Here is a 15027-nt window from a genome sequence, read left to right as displayed (position 1 = left end):
TTCTTCAAAAAGTACCGGTGAACCGGTATCATAGCAGCGCCTTAATGCCCAATTTGTTCCAGTGTCCGGGAGGGCCGTGCCCGACATACCCGTTGTTCCGAGACCACCGCAGACCGCAGCGGAGGACCGGGACGGCGTTCCCAAGGAGTACGTCCATCTCGGGCGTGCCGACATGGTGTTCCTCACCGCCTGGCGAAGCCTGGAAGATGGCGAGTTCTCGTTGTCCGCGAGGTGGCCCGCCCCCGCGGAGGACCTCCCTTACGACCCCAGGGTGCTCACACAGACCATCCGGCAGAGCGGTCTGGTCATCGCCCACGCGGCGTACGGCGTTCCCCTCTCCGATCAAACCCTGCTCCACTACTTCGACTTCACCGTCGCCGCGGGGTTCACCGTTCCCCCCGGGAGGCCGTGCGACCTCGCCGTCGAGGTCTCCGTGACGGAGCCCAAGAAGCGCGGGCGGACGGTCAGTTCACTCGGAATGGATGTCCGCGTACTCCAGGGTGACAGCTTGGTGGCCCGGGCGGATTCCGAGTTCGGCTGGATTTCTCCACGCGCCTACCTCCGGCTCCGCGGTGAACACCTCGCCGTCGACTGGAACGCGTGGCCGCTGCCCGCCCCGGACGACCCCCGCACCGTCCGGCGGCCCGCCCCGAGCGACGTGGTCCTGGCGCCCGGCGAACGGCCCCTGCACTGGCAGTTGAGGAACGACGTGGAGAACGTCGTGCTCTACGACCACCCGGTCGACCACGTGCCGGGGCTCGTCCTGATGGAGGCCGCGCACCAGGCCGCGAACGCCGCCCTGTACCCCGCGTCCTTCGAACCGACCACCGTCACCAGCTCGTTCGAGCAGTACACCGAGTTCGACCGGCCCTGCTGGATCGAGGCGGAGGTCCTGCCCGCCGGCCCCGGGGAGACCTCCGTCCTGGTGACCGCGACACAGGACGGGAAAACGGTCTTCCGGGGCCGGCTGAGCGGCCCTTGCCGCTGACGGTTCACTGGTTGATGAAGCCGCCGTCCACCGGAAGCACGGTGCCCGTGAGGAACGGGCAGCGGTCGCTGAGCAGCCAGGCCACCGCGTTGGCCAACTCCTCCGGCTCGGCCGTACGTCCCTGCGGCGTACGGCTGTTGACCATTTCCTCCAGGCCCGGGTTGCGGCCGAACCAGTCGGCCGTGATCTCGCTGCGGGTGGTGCCGGGGGCCACCGCGTTGACCCTGATGCCCTGTTGGGCGTACTCGTCGGCGGCGGCCCTGGTGAGGCCCACGACGGCGTGCTTGGCCGCTATGTAGGGCGCGGCCGCCGGTATGGCCACCAGCCCGCCCACGCTGCTGTTGTTCACGATGGAACAGCCCCTGGTGTTCGGCAGCATGGCCGCGATCTCGTGGCGGAGGCAGTTCCAGACGCCGCGCACGTTGGTGTCCATGACGGCGTCGTAGACGTCATCTCCCATGAGGTGCAGGGGAGTCCGGTCGCCGCCGAGCCCCGCGTTGTTGAAGGCCGAATCCAGACGCCCGTAGGTGTCGACCGTGAAGTCGACCGCACGGGCGACGTCGTCCGCCACCGTGACATCGCAGACGACGTACGAGGCTTGGGCGCCCTTGTCCTTCAATTCGGCTGTCAGCGAGGCCAGTCGGTCCTCCCGGCGCGCGGCCAGGACGACCGTCGCGCCCTCCTCGGAGAACACCCGTGCCGCCGCCGCGCCGATACCGCTGCTCGCCCCGGTGATCAGGACGACTCTGTCGTGAAGAAGATCGCTCATGGCGGCAGTCTGGCAGGCGCCACCGGCCGCGACCATGGGCGATCCGCCCGGAATCCCGCTCCGAGGGCACGACCATAACCGACCGATTGTCCTGTTTTCGGCTCGCCCCTCACCGTTTTCCGACGGCGGGTCACCGGGCCCTGCCCACCCGGAGGCCCCGCGATACCCTGCGGCATGCTCGCGATCCAGTTCGACCGCTTCGGCGGCCCCGACGTACTCCGCCCCGTGGAACTGGCCGCTCCCGTGCCAGGTCCCGGAGAGGTCCTCCTCACCGTCGAGGCGGCCGGGGTGAACTTCGCGGACACCCATCAGGTGGACGGCTCCTACCTCGGCGCCGACGCCCTGCCGTACGTCCCCGGCAGCGAGGTCGTGGGCCGCACCCCGGACGGCCGGCGGGTGCTGGCGCGGGTGTCCCACGGGTACGCGGAGCAGGTGACCGCCAAGGAGTCCGCCGTCCTGGAAATCCCCGAGGACCTCGGCGCGGCGCAGGCCCTCGCCCTCATGATGCAGGGCCTGACCGCCTGGCACCTGCTGCGGTCGGCGGCCCGGCTGCGCGAGGGGGAGACCGTCGTCGTGCACTCGGCGGCGGGCGGCGTCGGCAGCCTGGCCGTCCAGCTGGCCCGGGAGTTCGGAGCGGGCCGGGTCCTCGCCCAGGCCTCCACCCCGGAGAAGGAGCGGCTCGCCCTGGACCTGGGGGCGGACGCGGTGGTCGCCTACCCCCTCGCGGAGAAGGCGGACGTCGTCCTGGACGCCGTGGGCGGGGACCTCTTCGACCAGGCCCTGGACTCCCTGGCATCCTTCGGCCGGCTGGTGACCTACGGCAACGCCGCCCGCGGCGGCTTCACCCCCGTCGACCCGGCCCGTCTGGGCCGCCTCAACGCCTCCGTCGTCGGCTTCTGGCTGCGCCCCGCCCTCGCGGCCCCGGGCGGGGTCAGCGGCCCCCTCAAGGAGCTCTTCGCCCTCGTCGGCGAGGGTCGCCTCAGGCCCGTGACCGGTGGCAGCTACCCGCTCGCCGACGCCCGGCGCGCCCATGAGGACCTGCTCGCCCGCAGGACCACGGGAAAGCTGATCCTGACCCCCTGAGGGAGGCGGGCTCCCGCCCGAGGCCCAGGACGCACCGCACCCCCGGGCCGGGAAGGCCTCGGGGGTGCGGTGTGCAGGAGGGAGCTGCGGCTCAGGCCTCGCCGGGCGTTCCGAGCATGGCGGACGCGTTCTCCAGCGGGGTGAGGGCCACCACGGGGGCGGGCACCTCGGCCGGGCGGCAGGTGAAGCCGAGACGCGACAGCGCCCTGGTGACCTCTCCGGCGGAAAAGTCCCGGCGGTCCTGCCGGGTGATGATCTCGCCGACCTGCTTGACGGGGTAGACGCGGCGGTTGATGACCACCGCGTCACCCGTGACGGGCTCGGGCTTGACGCCCTTCATCAGGCCCTCCACCTCCGCCTTGGAGAAGTCGAAGGGGAAACGGGCGATGACACAGCGCATGGTGCCTCAACAAGGGTGTCGTGGAGAAAACCGGACTGGGGCGGCCGGGCTCCCGGCCGGATGACTACGCGGCCTTGTTGGCCCGGCGCTGCGCCGCCGCGGCACGCGCCTGCGGCGTCGGCGTGCCGGCGTTGGAGCGGCGCCCCTGGCCGGGACGCGCGCCGCGCCGGCCACGCGGACCGGAGCCGCTGCTCTTGCGCTCGGACACCGGTGAGGTGATCGTGACGGGCACACCCGACGGGGCCTGGGCCCCGGTGATGCGGTTGAGCTCGGCCTCGCCGGAGCGGACCTGGGCGACCTGCGGCGTGATGCCCGCGTCGGCCATCAGCCGGGTCATCTCACGGCGCTGGTTGGGCAGCACCAGCGTGACGACGCTGCCGGACTCCCCGGCGCGCGCGGTACGGCCGCCGCGGTGCAGGTAGTCCTTGTGGTCGCTGGGCGGGTCGACGTTGACGACGAGGTCGAGGTTGTCGACGTGGATGCCGCGGGCGGCGACGTTCGTGGCGACCAGCACCGTGACGTGACCGGTCTTGAACCGGTCCAGGGTGCGGGTGCGCTGCGGCTGCGACTTGCCGCCGTGCAGCGCGGCCGCCCGGACACCGCTGTGCAGCAGGTGGTCGGTGAGCTTGTCCACCGCGTGCTTGGTGTCGAGGAACATGATCACCCGGCCTTCACGGGCGGCGATCTCGGTGGTCGTCGCGTACTTGTCGGCGCCCTGGACGTAGAGCACGTGGTGCTCCATCGTCGTCACCGCACCGGCCGCGGGGTCCACGGAGTGGACGACCGGGTCGTGCAGGTAGCGGCGGACGAGCAGGTCCACGTTGCGGTCCAGGGTGGCCGAGAACAGCATCCGCTGACCGTCGGCGTTGACCTGGTCGAGCAGCTCGGTGACCTGGGGCATGAAGCCCATGTCGGCCATCTGGTCGGCCTCGTCGAGGACGGTGATGGCGACCCGGTCCAGCTTGCAGTCGCCGCGCTCGATGAGGTCCTTGAGCCGGCCCGGGGTGGCGACCACGACTTCGGCACCGCCGCGCAGCGCGCTGGCCTGGCGGCCGATCGACATCCCGCCGACGACCGTGGCCAGCCGGAGCCTGAGGGACCGGGCGTACGGGGTGAGCGCGTCGGTGACCTGCTGGGCCAGTTCCCGGGTGGGGACGAGGACCAGGGCCAGCGGACGGCGCGCGTCGGCGCGGTTGCCCGCGGTGCGGGCGAGCAGCGCGAGACCGAAGGCGAGCGTCTTGCCCGACCCGGTGCGGCCGCGGCCCAGGACGTCCCGTCCGGCCAGCGAGTTCGGCAGGGTGGCGGCCTGGATCGGGAACGGCACGGACACGCCTTCGGAGGCCAGCGCCGCCAGCAGGGGCTCCGGCATCTCCAGGTCCGCGAAGGCCTCGACGGCCGGCAGGGCGGGGGTGATGGTCACCGGCAGGGCGAACTCACCCGAGACGGAGGAGGAGCGGCGGCCGTAGCCACTGGAGCGCTTCGGTCCGCCGGAGCGGCCCTGTGAACCCGGGGCCCCCTGCCGGCCGGACGCCGTGCCGCGGAATCCGTTGGCGGTACGACTGCCGGCGGACCCGCCGGAGCGCGTCCGGGAAAATCGGTCGTTCGTGCGAGCTGTGCGATCGCGGTTCAATGGAGAACCTTTCCCTCGAATGGCACGTATCGAGGGATTCTTTCCGGGCGGCTGCAGCCATGTACGGCGCCAAGAATCGCAAGAACGAGCCGGTGAAATATCGAAAAACGAAGCCCGTCCGGCGGATGAACCAGCCGAATTCGGCACTCCATATGACTGCAGATAACCGGACCGACCCGGCTCGTGCGCACCGGGAATTACTCCGCCGGTGCGACGGCCTCGGCAACGGCCGGGAAAACGCAACGAGCTGGGGCCCGCACCCCAAGGTGCGGGCCCCAGCTGCGCCATACGCCTGAGTGATCAGGCGGGGGTGATGTTCTCCGCCTGCGGGCCCTTCTGGCCCTGCGTGACGTCGAAGTTCACCTTCTGGCCTTCCTGCAGCTCGCGGAAGCCCTGGGCGGCGATGTTCGAGTAGTGGGCGAAGACGTCAGCGCCGCCACCCTCCTGCTCGATGAAGCCGAAACCCTTTTCCGCGTTGAACCACTTCACGGTGCCAGTAGCCATGTCATATCTCCTTCGGGGCGTTGCCCGTGGACCCACACTGTGTGAGTCCTACGTCGCCGCAAATGATTGCCCCGTCCGGAAGAGACCGGAAATACAAAAGTGCGCCCACCGGAGTGAAAACGGTGAGTGCACTTGAAGTTTTGGGAACCACAACTGCAACTGAGATCAACAGTAGCACGATTCGGGCACAAGCGGGCTGTACGCCATATCACTCTGCCGTCGCTCCACCGCACACGGCATATACCCTCACCGCGCATTGCGCGTATTTCTGTGCCGACGGAAACAGATATACACCCGCGCGCCGGTCAGGAATCGATGCCACTCCGGCCCGCGGCGGGCCGCCGCAGTTCCTCGTTGAGGCGCAGGGCCTCCTCGAGCTGGTCCTCCAGGATGACGATGCGGCAGGCCGCCTCGATCGGTGTGCCGGCGTCCACGAGCTCACGGGCGCGGGCCGCGATGCGCAGTTGGTAACGCGAGTAGCGGCGGTGGCCGCCCTCGGAGCGCAGCGGCGTGATCAGGCGGGCTTCGCCGATCGCCCTCAGGAAGCCTGGCGTCGCACCGATCATCTCGGCGGCCCGCCCCATCGTGTACGCGGGGTAGTCGTCGTCATCGAGACGGTCCGTGGCATGCGACGGGGAATCCGGGGGCATCTGCACCTCTTCTGCTGCGCACCTGGCCACTGATATGGCCTGGCTGCACAAGAAAGCCTAGGCGTACGCATAGGTCATGTCTATTGCCGCCGAAACAGGTTTCCTCCGTCCCCGGCGTGGACCGGTCGCGCTCCGCGCCCGGCGGGTGCCGGGCGGGAGCCCTCCGTAGCCGTCCGGACACCTCAACAGGACTGACCGACCGGTCAGTTGTCGGCAGACCGGCGAACGGTCATACTGCACGGGTAGCCCTTCACGCATCCCCCGTCGTGAAGGGCTACTTCACGCGCGGCCGCCGGTATCCGCGCGGCCCGCGCGGACCGGAGCACCCACCATGAGCAGCACCGACACGACCACGGACCTGACCACGACGGTGGCCCGCACGGTCACGGACGTCCTGCAGCCCCGCAACGTACTGCTCGTCGGCATGCTCGCCATCGGACTGGCCTCCGCCGGTGACTGGACCGGGCTCCCCTGGGGCTTCCTCGGCGCCCTCTGCGCCGGGCTCGTACCCGCCGGTTACATCGAGTGGGAGCGCGGGCGCGGCACCTGGGGCGACCGGCACGTCGTGGACCGGACCCAGCGGGCGCCCATCTTCCTGGTGATCCTGGGCTCGCTCGGCACCGGCGCGCTGATCATGGTCCTGGGGCACGCGCCCGTCGGCATCCTGATCGCGATGATCTCCCTGTGGGTGATGACGACGGTGCTGCTGGCCGTCAACACGGTCTGGAAGATCTCGGTCGACTCGGCGGTCGCATCGGCCGTGGTGGCCCTGCTCAGCGTCGCCCACTCCCCGTGGTGGCTGTGCGCGGCCGCACCGGCCGTCGCCGTGTGCTGGTCGCGGGTGGCTCTGCGCTACCACTCGGTGGCCCAGACGGCCGCGGGGGCGGCTGTCGGCGCGGCGACGGCGGCCGGCTTCCTCTTCGCCTGACGCCCGCCGGGTGCGTGCGCCCGTCGGCCCGGGCGGCCCCGATTGCGGACCCGCCCCGGAGCCGGTTACGTGGAGCGAGGGGCCGTGCAGCGATGTCGGGAGGCACACAGATGCCGAGGAAGCCCGCGAACTCGAAGGCCGGTCTGCTCCTGAGCCTGGGCAGCAGCGCGATCGCCGTCGTCCGCACCGTCAAGCAGATGCGCCGGACCAGAGGCACCGGGGACAAGCTGACCACCGTGAACACCCTGGCGGGGCTCCTCCCCGTGGTCACCTCCGCCCTGCTCGTCCTGCGCCGGCTGCGCGGACGCTCCCGGCACGCCGGGTGATCCGGGAGCGGCGGCCCGCCGGCAGGCGCGTGCTCAGACCGTCCCGGCCCGCGCCGCCGTCCGTCCCCGCAGCCTCTCCCGCACCCGGGCGCTCAGCAGCTCGTACTCCTCGCGGAGCCGCACGATCTCCGCGGGGCGCTCGACGGCCACGCCCCCGGTGACGGTCTCGTGCGGGCCGAACTGCTCCCGCGTGAGGTCGATCTCCGTGGTCCCGCCCAGCCGGTTCCACCAGTGGTGGTCGACGCGCTCGCCGTCGACCAGCACCTCGCCCCGGATCAGCTCGCCGCCCAGCAGGTCGTTGACCACGAGCGCGGTGACCCCGCACTGGTCCCGGGCCGGATTCCCCGGATCCCAGTGCGGCCGGTGCGCGGGCGTGGTCGTGTCCGCGTCCCAGCTGCTGCGGACGGCGGCTTCGATGTCGGTGAGGAGCAGAGGTCCCATGCCGAGATCCTCGCACCGGGCACTGACAACGCCCCCGTTCCGCAGGGGCGTTCAGTAGCCCCGGCTCCGCGAGACGAGCACCGCGATGTCGTCCTCGGCCGAGTCCGCGAACCGGTCGACGACGTCCTCCAGCAGGTCCTCCAGCCGTCCGCTCACCGGGATCCTGAGCCGCGCGAGCCGTTCGATCGACACGTCGATGTCCTCACCCCGGCGCTCGACCAGGCCGTCGGTGTACATGAACAGCACCGTCCCGGGAGCGCACGGCAGCACCGTCGTGCGGTAGCCGCCGAAGCCCGTGCCCAGCGGCGGGCCCACGGGGATGCGCGCCACCCGCGCCCCGGGCGCACCGGGATCGATGAACACCGGCGGCGGATGTCCGGCACTGGCCACCTCGCAGAGCCCCGCCTTCCGGTCGACGACCGCGATCAGGCATGTCGCCGCCCGTTCGAGGCCGGACTGTCCGATCGCCCGGTCGAGCCGCTCCAGGATGCGGTGCGGCGGGTGGTCGTCGTCCGCCGTCATCCGCAGCATCGAGCGGTAGTTGCTCATGGCGACGGCGGCCTCGACACCGTGGCCCATGACATCGCCCATCACCTTGAGGTGACGGCCGCCCTGCAGTGGAATGGCGTCGAACCAGTCACCGCCCACCAACGCCCCCTCGCCCGCGGGGAGGTAGAGGGACGCGATCTCGATGCCCGGGTTCGGCACGCGCGGCTCGGAGAGCAGGGAGCGCTGGAGCTCCCGGGCGATGTGGTGCTCGTGGGTGTAGCGGTAGGCGTGGTCCACGTCGACGGCGGCGCGGCCCGCGAGCGTCCGGGCGACGACCACGTCCAGCCCCTCCGTGAAGGGGGGCGAGTCTCCGGACCGCACCAGGCTGAGCGTCCCCAGCGGGCGTCCGCGCGCGGTGAGCGGCACGACGACGGCCGAGTGCAGACCGATGGCGCGGTAGGCGGCGGCCCGCTCGGGTGTGGGCCCCGAACGGTTGAGGTTGAGGCCCTCGCCGCCGACGAGGTTCTCGATCACCGGCGCGTCGGCGGCCAGACAGCGCGCCACGGCCGCGTCCTCCAGGTAGTCGATGTCCGTCCCCGGTCCGCCGAACTGCGCGACCGCCTCGGCGAGTTCCGGGACCACCGCCACCCCGGACCTGTGCATCCGCAGCACTCCGGCCGACGGCTCACGCCCGGTGTGCCCGTCGCTCTCGGGAATCATCTCGACGACGGCGACGTCGGCCATCTCGGGCACCACGAACTCCGCGAGTTCCTGGCAGGTGGTCTCCACGTCCAGCGTCGTACCGATGCTGGCGGCCGCGTTGTCCAGGAGCGTGAGATAGCTCCTGGCCCGCCGCAGCTCCTCCCGCTGGTTCTCGGTGGCGGTGACCTCCTGGCCGATCACGATCAGCCCGCGCACCCGTCCGTCCTGCTCGTACCGGTGGATGGCGACACGCCAGTAGCGCCGCTCGATGACGGAGTCCACCCAGGTCTGGCCGCTGGTGGTGATCTCACGGGGCCGGCCGTCGGCCAGCACCTGTCGCATGACGTCCGTCCGCACCTTCATGTCCGGCAGCACCTCGGCGATGGGCCTGCCCATGTGCGCGGCGGCGGGCACCCCGTTGAGCCGTTCGAGTGCCGGGTTCACGTACACGTAGCGGAGTTCCGTGTCGAAGACCGCCACCCCGGCCGGGGTTTCGCCGATCAGTGCTGCCAGCGCCGTCACGTCGAGGTGCGACGGATCGGCGTGCTCTTCGGCCTGCAACGGAGCCTCCAGAGGGGTCGTGCCCGGCAGGCGCGGAACGGTCGGCCCTCACGGGCCACCGAGCACCCGGTCCCTCATCGTCCGCCGCTCCGCACCGCCCCGCATCTCCGGGGGCGCGGCCCGCCGGCGTCGAGTCCGTCCAGCGACAGGGTCCCCTCGGAGGCCGCAGCCCCCCGGGGCAGCCCGAACGCCGCCTCGACCCGCTTCGGCACCGGGGTCAGCCCCAGCAGCCCCGTCACCAGCAGCCCCGCCAGGTGGTGCCAGGCCGGGGCCCGGCGGATCATCGCGTGATCGCTGCCCGGGATCGTCACCAGACAGGTCCGGGCGCCCGCCCGGCGGGCCCTCGCGGTCAGCGACTGGGACGCCAGGGGGCTCGTCACCCGGTCCCGGGTGCTGTGCAGCAGGACGACGTCGCGGCCCGCGAGCTGGGTCACCGGGTCGCCGGGCGGACACCAGGGGGCGAGGCCCACCACCGAGCGGACCAGCGGGTGTCCCGCGGCGTGCAGAGCGGCGCGGGCGCCCATGGAGTGGCCGAGGAGGACCACGGGGATGTCGCCCGCCTCGCGCCGCAGGGCGTCCAGCGCCCGTAAGGCGTCGTGCAGCGGGTCCTCGCGGGAGCCGTTCCAGCCCCGGTGCGTGTAGCGGACGCGCTGCACGCGCACCCCGGAGTCCCCGCGCACCGCGCGGGCCACCACGCGCGCGACCGGCAGCATCCGCAGACCGGGCAGGTTCAGCGCGCCCGGTGCCGGCGCCGCCATGCCCGTCTCGTAACCGCCGTGGAGGATGAGCACCGCTGCCGACGGCGGTCTTCCGGCCACACGTACCTCCAGATCGGGGGCGGGCCGACGCCCGCGTACACCCCCATATTCGGTGCCGGAGGGCGTACGGATGGGTCGAACGTGTCGATGCGTGGAAAGTGCCGTTCACTGGGGGACGCGACAACCGTTCCCGCACCCGAACCAAGGAGCCGCCGACATGGCGTCAGGACCCCGAATCGGCCAGCCCGCACCGGACTTCACCCTCCCCGGGGGCATACTCGCCGACGACACCTTCACGCGGCGCGACCACACGCTCTCCGCCGCACGCGGCCGGACCGTCGTCCTCGCCTTCTACCCCGGCGACAACACCGCCGTCTGCACCAAGCAGCTCTGCTCCTACTCCTCGGGCCTCGAAACCTTCGAGGGCCTCGACGCCGAGGTCTGGGGAATCAGTCCACAGGGTGTGGACAGCCATGAGTCCTTCGCCCGCGACCACGGGCTGCGCATGCCGCTGCTGGCCGACACGGGGCGGGAGACCGCCCGGGCGTACGGGGTCGCCGCACCCGGCATCGGTGTACGCCGCTCCGTCTTCCTGATCGGTCCGGACGGTGTGCTGCGGTGGAAGCACGTCGCCCTGCTCGGTGCCACCTTCCAGTCGCTCGACACGCTCGCCCAGCAGCTTTCCGGCATCGGAACTCCGTAAAAACTGCCGGACTCCGGCAGTGCCACGGCCAGGTCCCCTATGCGACCATTCAGCCAGTTCGACGGAAGCGTTTCGGGGGACAGCGAACATCGGGGGAGTGATCACGTGACCGTTTTCCTTGGTCTCGGCATTGCGGGAATCGCACTTCTCGCCCTTTCCCTGATCTTCGACGGGATCCTCGAAGGGCTCCTCGGTGACGCACTGGGCGGGCTGCTGAACGGTTTCTTCGACGGTCTGCTGTCCCTGCCCGTCATCGCCGGTTTCCTGTCCATGCTGGGCTTCGGGGGCGCCATCGTCCTCGGCACCACCGAGGTCGGTGTCCCCCTGGCCCTCACGGCCGGCGCGGTGGCGGGCGTCGTCGCGGCCTGGCTGACGTGGAAGTTCAGCAAGGCCCTGATGCGGGACCAGACCACGGCCACGCCACGCGGCGACGACCTGGTCGGCACCTCGGGCTCGGTGGTCACGCCGATCCCGGCCGAGGGTTACGGCGAGGTCCTGCTCCGACTCGCGGGCCAGACAGTGAAGTTCTCCGCGAAGAGCGCCGTCCCGGTCGAACGCGGCGCCGAGGTCTGGGTGGAGGCCACGCTGTCCACCACGTCGGTCACGGTCCGCCCCGTAGAGCGCTGAACCACCGAGCCACACGCCTGTCAGAAACCCGTACAACCGAACACACCGCCGTCCCTTCGGGAGGGCAAGGGGGACATCTTTCATGAGTCCAGTAGTGATCGCCATCATCGGCATCGTCGTACTTCTCGTGCTCCTGGCCCTGGCCGTGATCACCCGGTACAAGGTCGCGGGCCCCAGCCAGGCCTTCATCATCACGGGCCGCCGCGGGAAGAAGTCCACCGATCCGGTGACCGGCCGCACCAGCATCGACAACAGCGGCCAGAAGGTCGTGGTCGGCGGCGGCGTCTTCGTCGTGCCGTTCGTCCAGCAGAAGTTCACCCTGGACCTCTCCAGCCGGCACATCCCCGTCGCCGTGCGCGGCGCCGTCACCCTGCGCGGGGTGAAGTCCAACCTCGAAGGCGTCGCGATCGTCAAGGTCGGCGGCAGCGAGGACGCGATCCGCGCCGCGGCCCAGCGATTCCTCCAGCAGCAGAACGGCATCGTCGGCTTCACCCAGGAAGTGCTCTCCGGAGCGCTCCGCGCCATCGTCGGCCGCATGTCCGTCGAGGACATCATCCGCGACCGGGCCGCGTTCGCCGGGCAGGTCGCCGAGGAGGCCGAGGCCAGCCTCTCAGGACAGGGCCTCATCCTGGACGCCTTCCAGATCCAGGACATCACCACCGAGGGCTCCTACCTGGAGGACCTCGGCCGCCCGGAGGCCGCCCGCGCCAAGCAGGAGGCCGACATCGCCGAGGCCATCGCCCGGCGCGCCTCGGAGCAGGCCCGGCTGAAGGCGGCCGAGGAGATCGCCATCGCCGAGCGGACCTTCTACCTCAAGCAGGCCGAGATCAAGGCCGAGACCGAAGCCGCGGCGGCCAAGGCCAACGCCGCCGGTCCGCTCGCCGAGGCCGCCCGTCAGCAGGAGGTCCTCAGCGAGCAGGAGAAGGTCGCCGAGCGCCAGGCAGCCCTGACGGACCGTGAGCTCGACACCAAGGTCCGCAAGCCCGCCGACGCCGCCCGCTACCAGGCGGAGCAGGAGGCCGAGGCCCGCAGGATCGCCCAGGTCAAGGAGGCCGAGGCCGACGCGGAGCGCTCCCGCCTCACCGGTCAGGGCGAGAAGCTCCACCGCTCGGCCCTCGCCGACGCCGTACGCATCGAGGGTGAGTCCGAGGCCGCCGCGATCGCTGCGAGGGGTGCCGCCGAGGCCGAGGCCATGCAGAAGAAGGCGGACGCATTCAAGCAGTACGGCGACGCGGCCGTCCTGCAGATGCTGGTCGAGGTGCTGCCGCAGGTCGTCGCCAAGGCGTCCGAGCCGCTGAGCGCCATCGACAAGCTGACGGTGATCTCGACGGACGGCGCGAGCCAGCTGTCCCGCACCGTCACGGACAACGTGGCCCAGGGCCTGGAGCTCCTCAACTCCACCACGGGCGTCGACCTGGCCGCGCTGCTGCGGAACCTGCAGGGCAAGGCGGGGTCCACGGAGTCCGCGCCGGCGGTCCCCTCCCCCGCGGCCAACGGCGAGGAGATCCAGATCAAGGGCTGATACGTCACACGGCCACACGTGCCCGGCCGACTCACCGGCCGGGCACGCCCATGTCCGCTGCGGCCCAGGCCCGGCAGACGAGTCCTCGCTGCCCGGGAGCCCTTGATTTCGCCTCCCGGTGGCCGGTCAACGGCTCCGGTTAAGGTAATAGGCAGCTAAAGAGATGATCAAAAGCGCCGCCCCGCCACCGCGCGCACTCGGGAGGAAACCATGGGAACCCACCGCACTTCGCTGCCCGGAGTCGGCGTCCAGTACGACTACACCACCGAGTCGGGGCAGCACATCTCCGTGGTCGTACACCACGACGGACGGCGGTTCCTGGGGTTCTACGAGAAGGACGACCCAGATTCGTGCGTCCTCTCCGTACCCCTGACGACCACCGAGGCCACCGGGCTCGCGCACCTCATCGACGCGGCGCCGATCGACGCCGTACGGACCGAGGGCATCGACCTGGTCACCGAGCACATCCCGCTCGGGACCCGCTCCCCGTACGGCGGGCGGCTGCTCGGGGACACCCGGGCGCGGACGCGGACGGGTGCGTCGATCGTCGCCGTCCTGCGCACACACAGTGCGCATCCGTCACCGGGGCCGGACTTCCGGCTGGCCATCGGCGACACGATCGTCGCTGTAGGAACGCGTGAGGGCGTGGACGCGCTCTCCGAGATCATCGCGGAGGGCTGACCATGCACGACACGACCGCACTGCTGGTGGAGCTGGGCGCCGTCATTCTGGGGCTCGGCATCATCGGACGATTCGCCGGACGGATAGGGCTCTCCCCGATCCCGCTCTACCTGCTGGCCGGGCTCGCGTTCGGTGAGGGCGGTCTGCTGCCGCTCGGCGCCAGCGAGGAGTTCACCGCCATCGGGGCGGAGATCGGCGTCATCCTGCTGCTGCTCCTGCTCGGCCTGGAGTACAGCGCCTCGGAGCTCGTCACCAGTCTCAAGACGCAGTATCCGTCCGGGGCCGTCGACTTCGTGCTCAACGCGACGCCCGGTGCGGCAGCCGGTCTGATGCTCGGCTGGGGGCCCGTGGGGGCAGTCGCGCTGGCCGGCGTCACCTGGATCTCGTCGTCGGGCGTGATCGCCAAGGTGATGACCGACATGGGGCGGCTCGGTAACCGCGAGACGCCCGTCATCCTCGGTGTCCTCGTCATCGAGGACCTCGCGATGGCCGTCTATCTGCCGCTGCTCACCGCGATGCTGGCCGGTGTCGGTCTGGCGGGCGGCAGCATCGCGCTGCTGATCGCGCTCGGGACCGTCGGGTTCGTGCTGTACCTCGCGCTGCGCCACGGCCGGCTCATCAGCCGCGCGGTGTCCTCCGACAACCCGGAGATGCTGCTGCTCGTCGTCCTCGGGCTCACCGTCCTGGTGGCCGGGGTGGCCCAGCAGCTCCAGGTCTCCGCGGCAGTCGGCGCGTTCCTCGTGGGCATCGCCCTGTCCGGTGAGGTCGCCGAGGGTGCGCGCAAGCTGCTGACGCCGCTGCGGGACCTGTTCGCCGCCGTCTTCTTCGTGTTCTTCGGGCTGTCCACCGACCCGGCCGAGATCCCGCCCGTGCTGCTTCCCGCGGCGCTGCTGGCGATCGTCACCGTCTTCACGAAGATCGGCACCGGCTGGTACGCGTCCCGGCGGGCCGGGATCGGTCCGCGCGGCCGCTGGCGCGCGGGCGGCACGCTGGTCGCGCGTGGGGAGTTCTCGATCGTCATCGCCGGTCTGGCCGTGGCGACGGAGCCGCGGATCGGGCCCATCGCGACCGCGTACGTGCTGATCCTGGTGATCGTGGGACCGCTCACCGCCCGGTGGACGGAGCCGGTCGCCTCGAAGCTCCAGGCCGCGCTGGCCGGCAAGCGGACGAAGCCGGCCGTGGCGGCCGAGCAGCCGATGCCGTCGCACGACGACCTCACGCCGGAGCACGCCGGGCGCGACGCCGACTGACGGTCCGCCGACAGC

Annotated in this window: 17 protein-coding genes; 9 read left to right on the top strand and 8 right to left on the bottom strand. The window is 71.2% G+C overall.

The window, feature by feature from the left end; genetic code table 11:
• Positions 1-76 precede the first annotated feature (76 nt).
• Positions 77-988 (top strand): ScbA/BarX family gamma-butyrolactone biosynthesis protein, encoded by a 912-nt coding sequence (locus tag ACIRD8_RS22175; protein ID WP_403994041.1) that lies wholly within the window; start codon positions 77-79, stop codon positions 986-988.
• Positions 989-992: 4 nt separating this feature from the next.
• On the opposite strand, the gene ACIRD8_RS22170 is transcribed toward ACIRD8_RS22175, so the two are convergent.
• Entirely contained in the window at positions 993-1757 is a 765-nt protein-coding gene (locus ACIRD8_RS22170) for a glucose 1-dehydrogenase (protein ID WP_403994038.1), read from the bottom strand.
• A gap of 174 nt (positions 1758-1931) precedes the next feature.
• Here ACIRD8_RS22170 and ACIRD8_RS22165 point away from each other — a divergent pair, with 174 nt between their 5' ends.
• A complete protein-coding gene (locus ACIRD8_RS22165; protein WP_403994035.1) occupies positions 1932-2840 on the top strand; it encodes a zinc-binding alcohol dehydrogenase family protein in 909 nt (302 codons plus the stop codon).
• A 91-nt stretch (positions 2841-2931) separates the two neighbouring features.
• On the opposite strand, the gene ACIRD8_RS22160 is transcribed toward ACIRD8_RS22165, so the two are convergent.
• From ACIRD8_RS22160 to ACIRD8_RS22145, 4 genes are all read right to left on the bottom strand, one after another.
• Positions 2932-3240, bottom strand: a complete 309-nt coding sequence (locus ACIRD8_RS22160) for an SCO5918 family protein (RefSeq protein ID WP_403994032.1) — start codon at positions 3238-3240, stop codon at positions 2932-2934.
• Positions 3241-3304: 64 nt separating this feature from the next.
• On the bottom strand, positions 3305-4870 hold the full coding sequence (locus ACIRD8_RS22155) for a DEAD/DEAH box helicase (protein WP_403994029.1): 1566 nt from the start codon (positions 4868-4870) through the stop codon (positions 3305-3307).
• A gap of 300 nt (positions 4871-5170) precedes the next feature.
• Positions 5171-5374: a cold-shock protein gene (locus ACIRD8_RS22150; protein ID WP_031090619.1), complete on the bottom strand. Its 204-nt coding sequence runs from the start codon at positions 5372-5374 to the stop codon at positions 5171-5173.
• Between the two features lie 305 nt (positions 5375-5679).
• Positions 5680-6024 carry a MerR family transcriptional regulator gene (locus tag ACIRD8_RS22145; RefSeq protein WP_403994026.1) on the bottom strand — a complete coding sequence of 115 codons (345 nt, stop codon included), beginning with the start codon at positions 6022-6024 and terminating at the stop codon, positions 5680-5682.
• A 331-nt stretch (positions 6025-6355) separates the two neighbouring features.
• Here ACIRD8_RS22145 and ACIRD8_RS22140 point away from each other — a divergent pair, with 331 nt between their 5' ends.
• Both ACIRD8_RS22140 and ACIRD8_RS22135 read left to right on the top strand, forming a co-directional pair.
• A complete protein-coding gene (locus ACIRD8_RS22140) occupies positions 6356-6952 on the top strand; it encodes a hypothetical protein (RefSeq protein ID WP_403994024.1) in 597 nt (198 codons plus the stop codon).
• 110 nt (positions 6953-7062) lie between these two features.
• The gene (locus tag ACIRD8_RS22135; protein ID WP_403994022.1) at positions 7063-7278 is read left to right on the top strand and encodes a hypothetical protein; all 216 of its coding nucleotides are present in this window, start codon (positions 7063-7065) and stop codon (positions 7276-7278) included.
• A gap of 33 nt (positions 7279-7311) precedes the next feature.
• Here the strand turns inward: ACIRD8_RS22135 and ACIRD8_RS22130 are convergent, their stop codons facing one another.
• The 3 genes from ACIRD8_RS22130 to ACIRD8_RS22120 all read right to left on the bottom strand — a co-directional run bounded on the left by ACIRD8_RS22130 (position 7312) and on the right by ACIRD8_RS22120 (position 10289).
• Positions 7312-7719: a hypothetical protein gene (locus tag ACIRD8_RS22130; RefSeq protein WP_403994019.1), complete on the bottom strand. Its 408-nt coding sequence runs from the start codon at positions 7717-7719 to the stop codon at positions 7312-7314.
• A gap of 51 nt (positions 7720-7770) precedes the next feature.
• Positions 7771-9471, bottom strand: a complete 1701-nt coding sequence (locus ACIRD8_RS22125; protein WP_403994016.1) for a SpoIIE family protein phosphatase — start codon at positions 9469-9471, stop codon at positions 7771-7773.
• A gap of 74 nt (positions 9472-9545) precedes the next feature.
• Positions 9546-10289, bottom strand: a complete 744-nt coding sequence (locus ACIRD8_RS22120) for an alpha/beta hydrolase (protein WP_403994013.1) — start codon at positions 10287-10289, stop codon at positions 9546-9548.
• A gap of 157 nt (positions 10290-10446) precedes the next feature.
• Here ACIRD8_RS22120 and ACIRD8_RS22115 point away from each other — a divergent pair, with 157 nt between their 5' ends.
• The 5 genes from ACIRD8_RS22115 (at position 10447) to ACIRD8_RS22095 (ending at position 15012) form a co-directional block, all read left to right on the top strand.
• Positions 10447-10932: a peroxiredoxin gene (locus ACIRD8_RS22115; RefSeq protein WP_403994010.1), complete on the top strand. Its 486-nt coding sequence runs from the start codon at positions 10447-10449 to the stop codon at positions 10930-10932.
• A gap of 105 nt (positions 10933-11037) precedes the next feature.
• Entirely contained in the window at positions 11038-11559 is a 522-nt protein-coding gene (locus ACIRD8_RS22110; RefSeq protein WP_403994007.1) for an NfeD family protein, read from the top strand.
• A gap of 82 nt (positions 11560-11641) precedes the next feature.
• A complete protein-coding gene (locus tag ACIRD8_RS22105; protein ID WP_403994004.1) occupies positions 11642-13081 on the top strand; it encodes a flotillin family protein in 1440 nt (479 codons plus the stop codon).
• A gap of 210 nt (positions 13082-13291) precedes the next feature.
• On the top strand, positions 13292-13762 hold the full coding sequence (locus tag ACIRD8_RS22100; protein ID WP_099173374.1) for a cation:proton antiporter regulatory subunit: 471 nt from the start codon (positions 13292-13294) through the stop codon (positions 13760-13762).
• 2 nt (positions 13763-13764) lie between these two features.
• On the top strand, positions 13765-15012 hold the full coding sequence (locus tag ACIRD8_RS22095) for a cation:proton antiporter (protein WP_403994001.1): 1248 nt from the start codon (positions 13765-13767) through the stop codon (positions 15010-15012).
• The last annotated feature ends 15 nt before the right edge of the window (positions 15013-15027 follow it).

Source organism: Streptomyces sp. NPDC102451 (genome assembly GCF_044765485.1).
Classification (GTDB): domain Bacteria; phylum Actinomycetota; class Actinomycetes; order Streptomycetales; family Streptomycetaceae; genus Streptomyces.
The sequence above is the reverse complement of the archived record's forward strand: the minus strand, read 5'-3'. Positions and strand labels throughout refer to the sequence as shown.

Coding starts and splice junctions, on each gene's coding strand:
- ACIRD8_RS22160 (WP_403994032.1), bottom strand. CDS start 3,240: ATGCGCTGTGTCATCGCCCGTTTCCCCTTCGACTTCTCCAAGGCGGAG.
- ACIRD8_RS22145 (WP_403994026.1), bottom strand. CDS start 6,024: ATGCCCCCGGATTCCCCGTCGCATGCCACGGACCGTCTCGATGACGAC.
- ACIRD8_RS22130 (WP_403994019.1), bottom strand. CDS start 7,719: ATGGGACCTCTGCTCCTCACCGACATCGAAGCCGCCGTCCGCAGCAGC.
- ACIRD8_RS22115 (WP_403994010.1), top strand. CDS start 10,447: ATGGCGTCAGGACCCCGAATCGGCCAGCCCGCACCGGACTTCACCCTC.
- ACIRD8_RS22105 (WP_403994004.1), top strand. CDS start 11,642: ATGAGTCCAGTAGTGATCGCCATCATCGGCATCGTCGTACTTCTCGTG.
- ACIRD8_RS22140 (WP_403994024.1), top strand. CDS start 6,356: ATGAGCAGCACCGACACGACCACGGACCTGACCACGACGGTGGCCCGC.
- ACIRD8_RS22150 (WP_031090619.1), bottom strand. CDS start 5,374: ATGGCTACTGGCACCGTGAAGTGGTTCAACGCGGAAAAGGGTTTCGGC.
- ACIRD8_RS22095 (WP_403994001.1), top strand. CDS start 13,765: ATGCACGACACGACCGCACTGCTGGTGGAGCTGGGCGCCGTCATTCTG.
- ACIRD8_RS22135 (WP_403994022.1), top strand. CDS start 7,063: ATGCCGAGGAAGCCCGCGAACTCGAAGGCCGGTCTGCTCCTGAGCCTG.
- ACIRD8_RS22165 (WP_403994035.1), top strand. CDS start 1,932: ATGCTCGCGATCCAGTTCGACCGCTTCGGCGGCCCCGACGTACTCCGC.
- ACIRD8_RS22100 (WP_099173374.1), top strand. CDS start 13,292: ATGGGAACCCACCGCACTTCGCTGCCCGGAGTCGGCGTCCAGTACGAC.
- ACIRD8_RS22170 (WP_403994038.1), bottom strand. CDS start 1,757: ATGAGCGATCTTCTTCACGACAGAGTCGTCCTGATCACCGGGGCGAGC.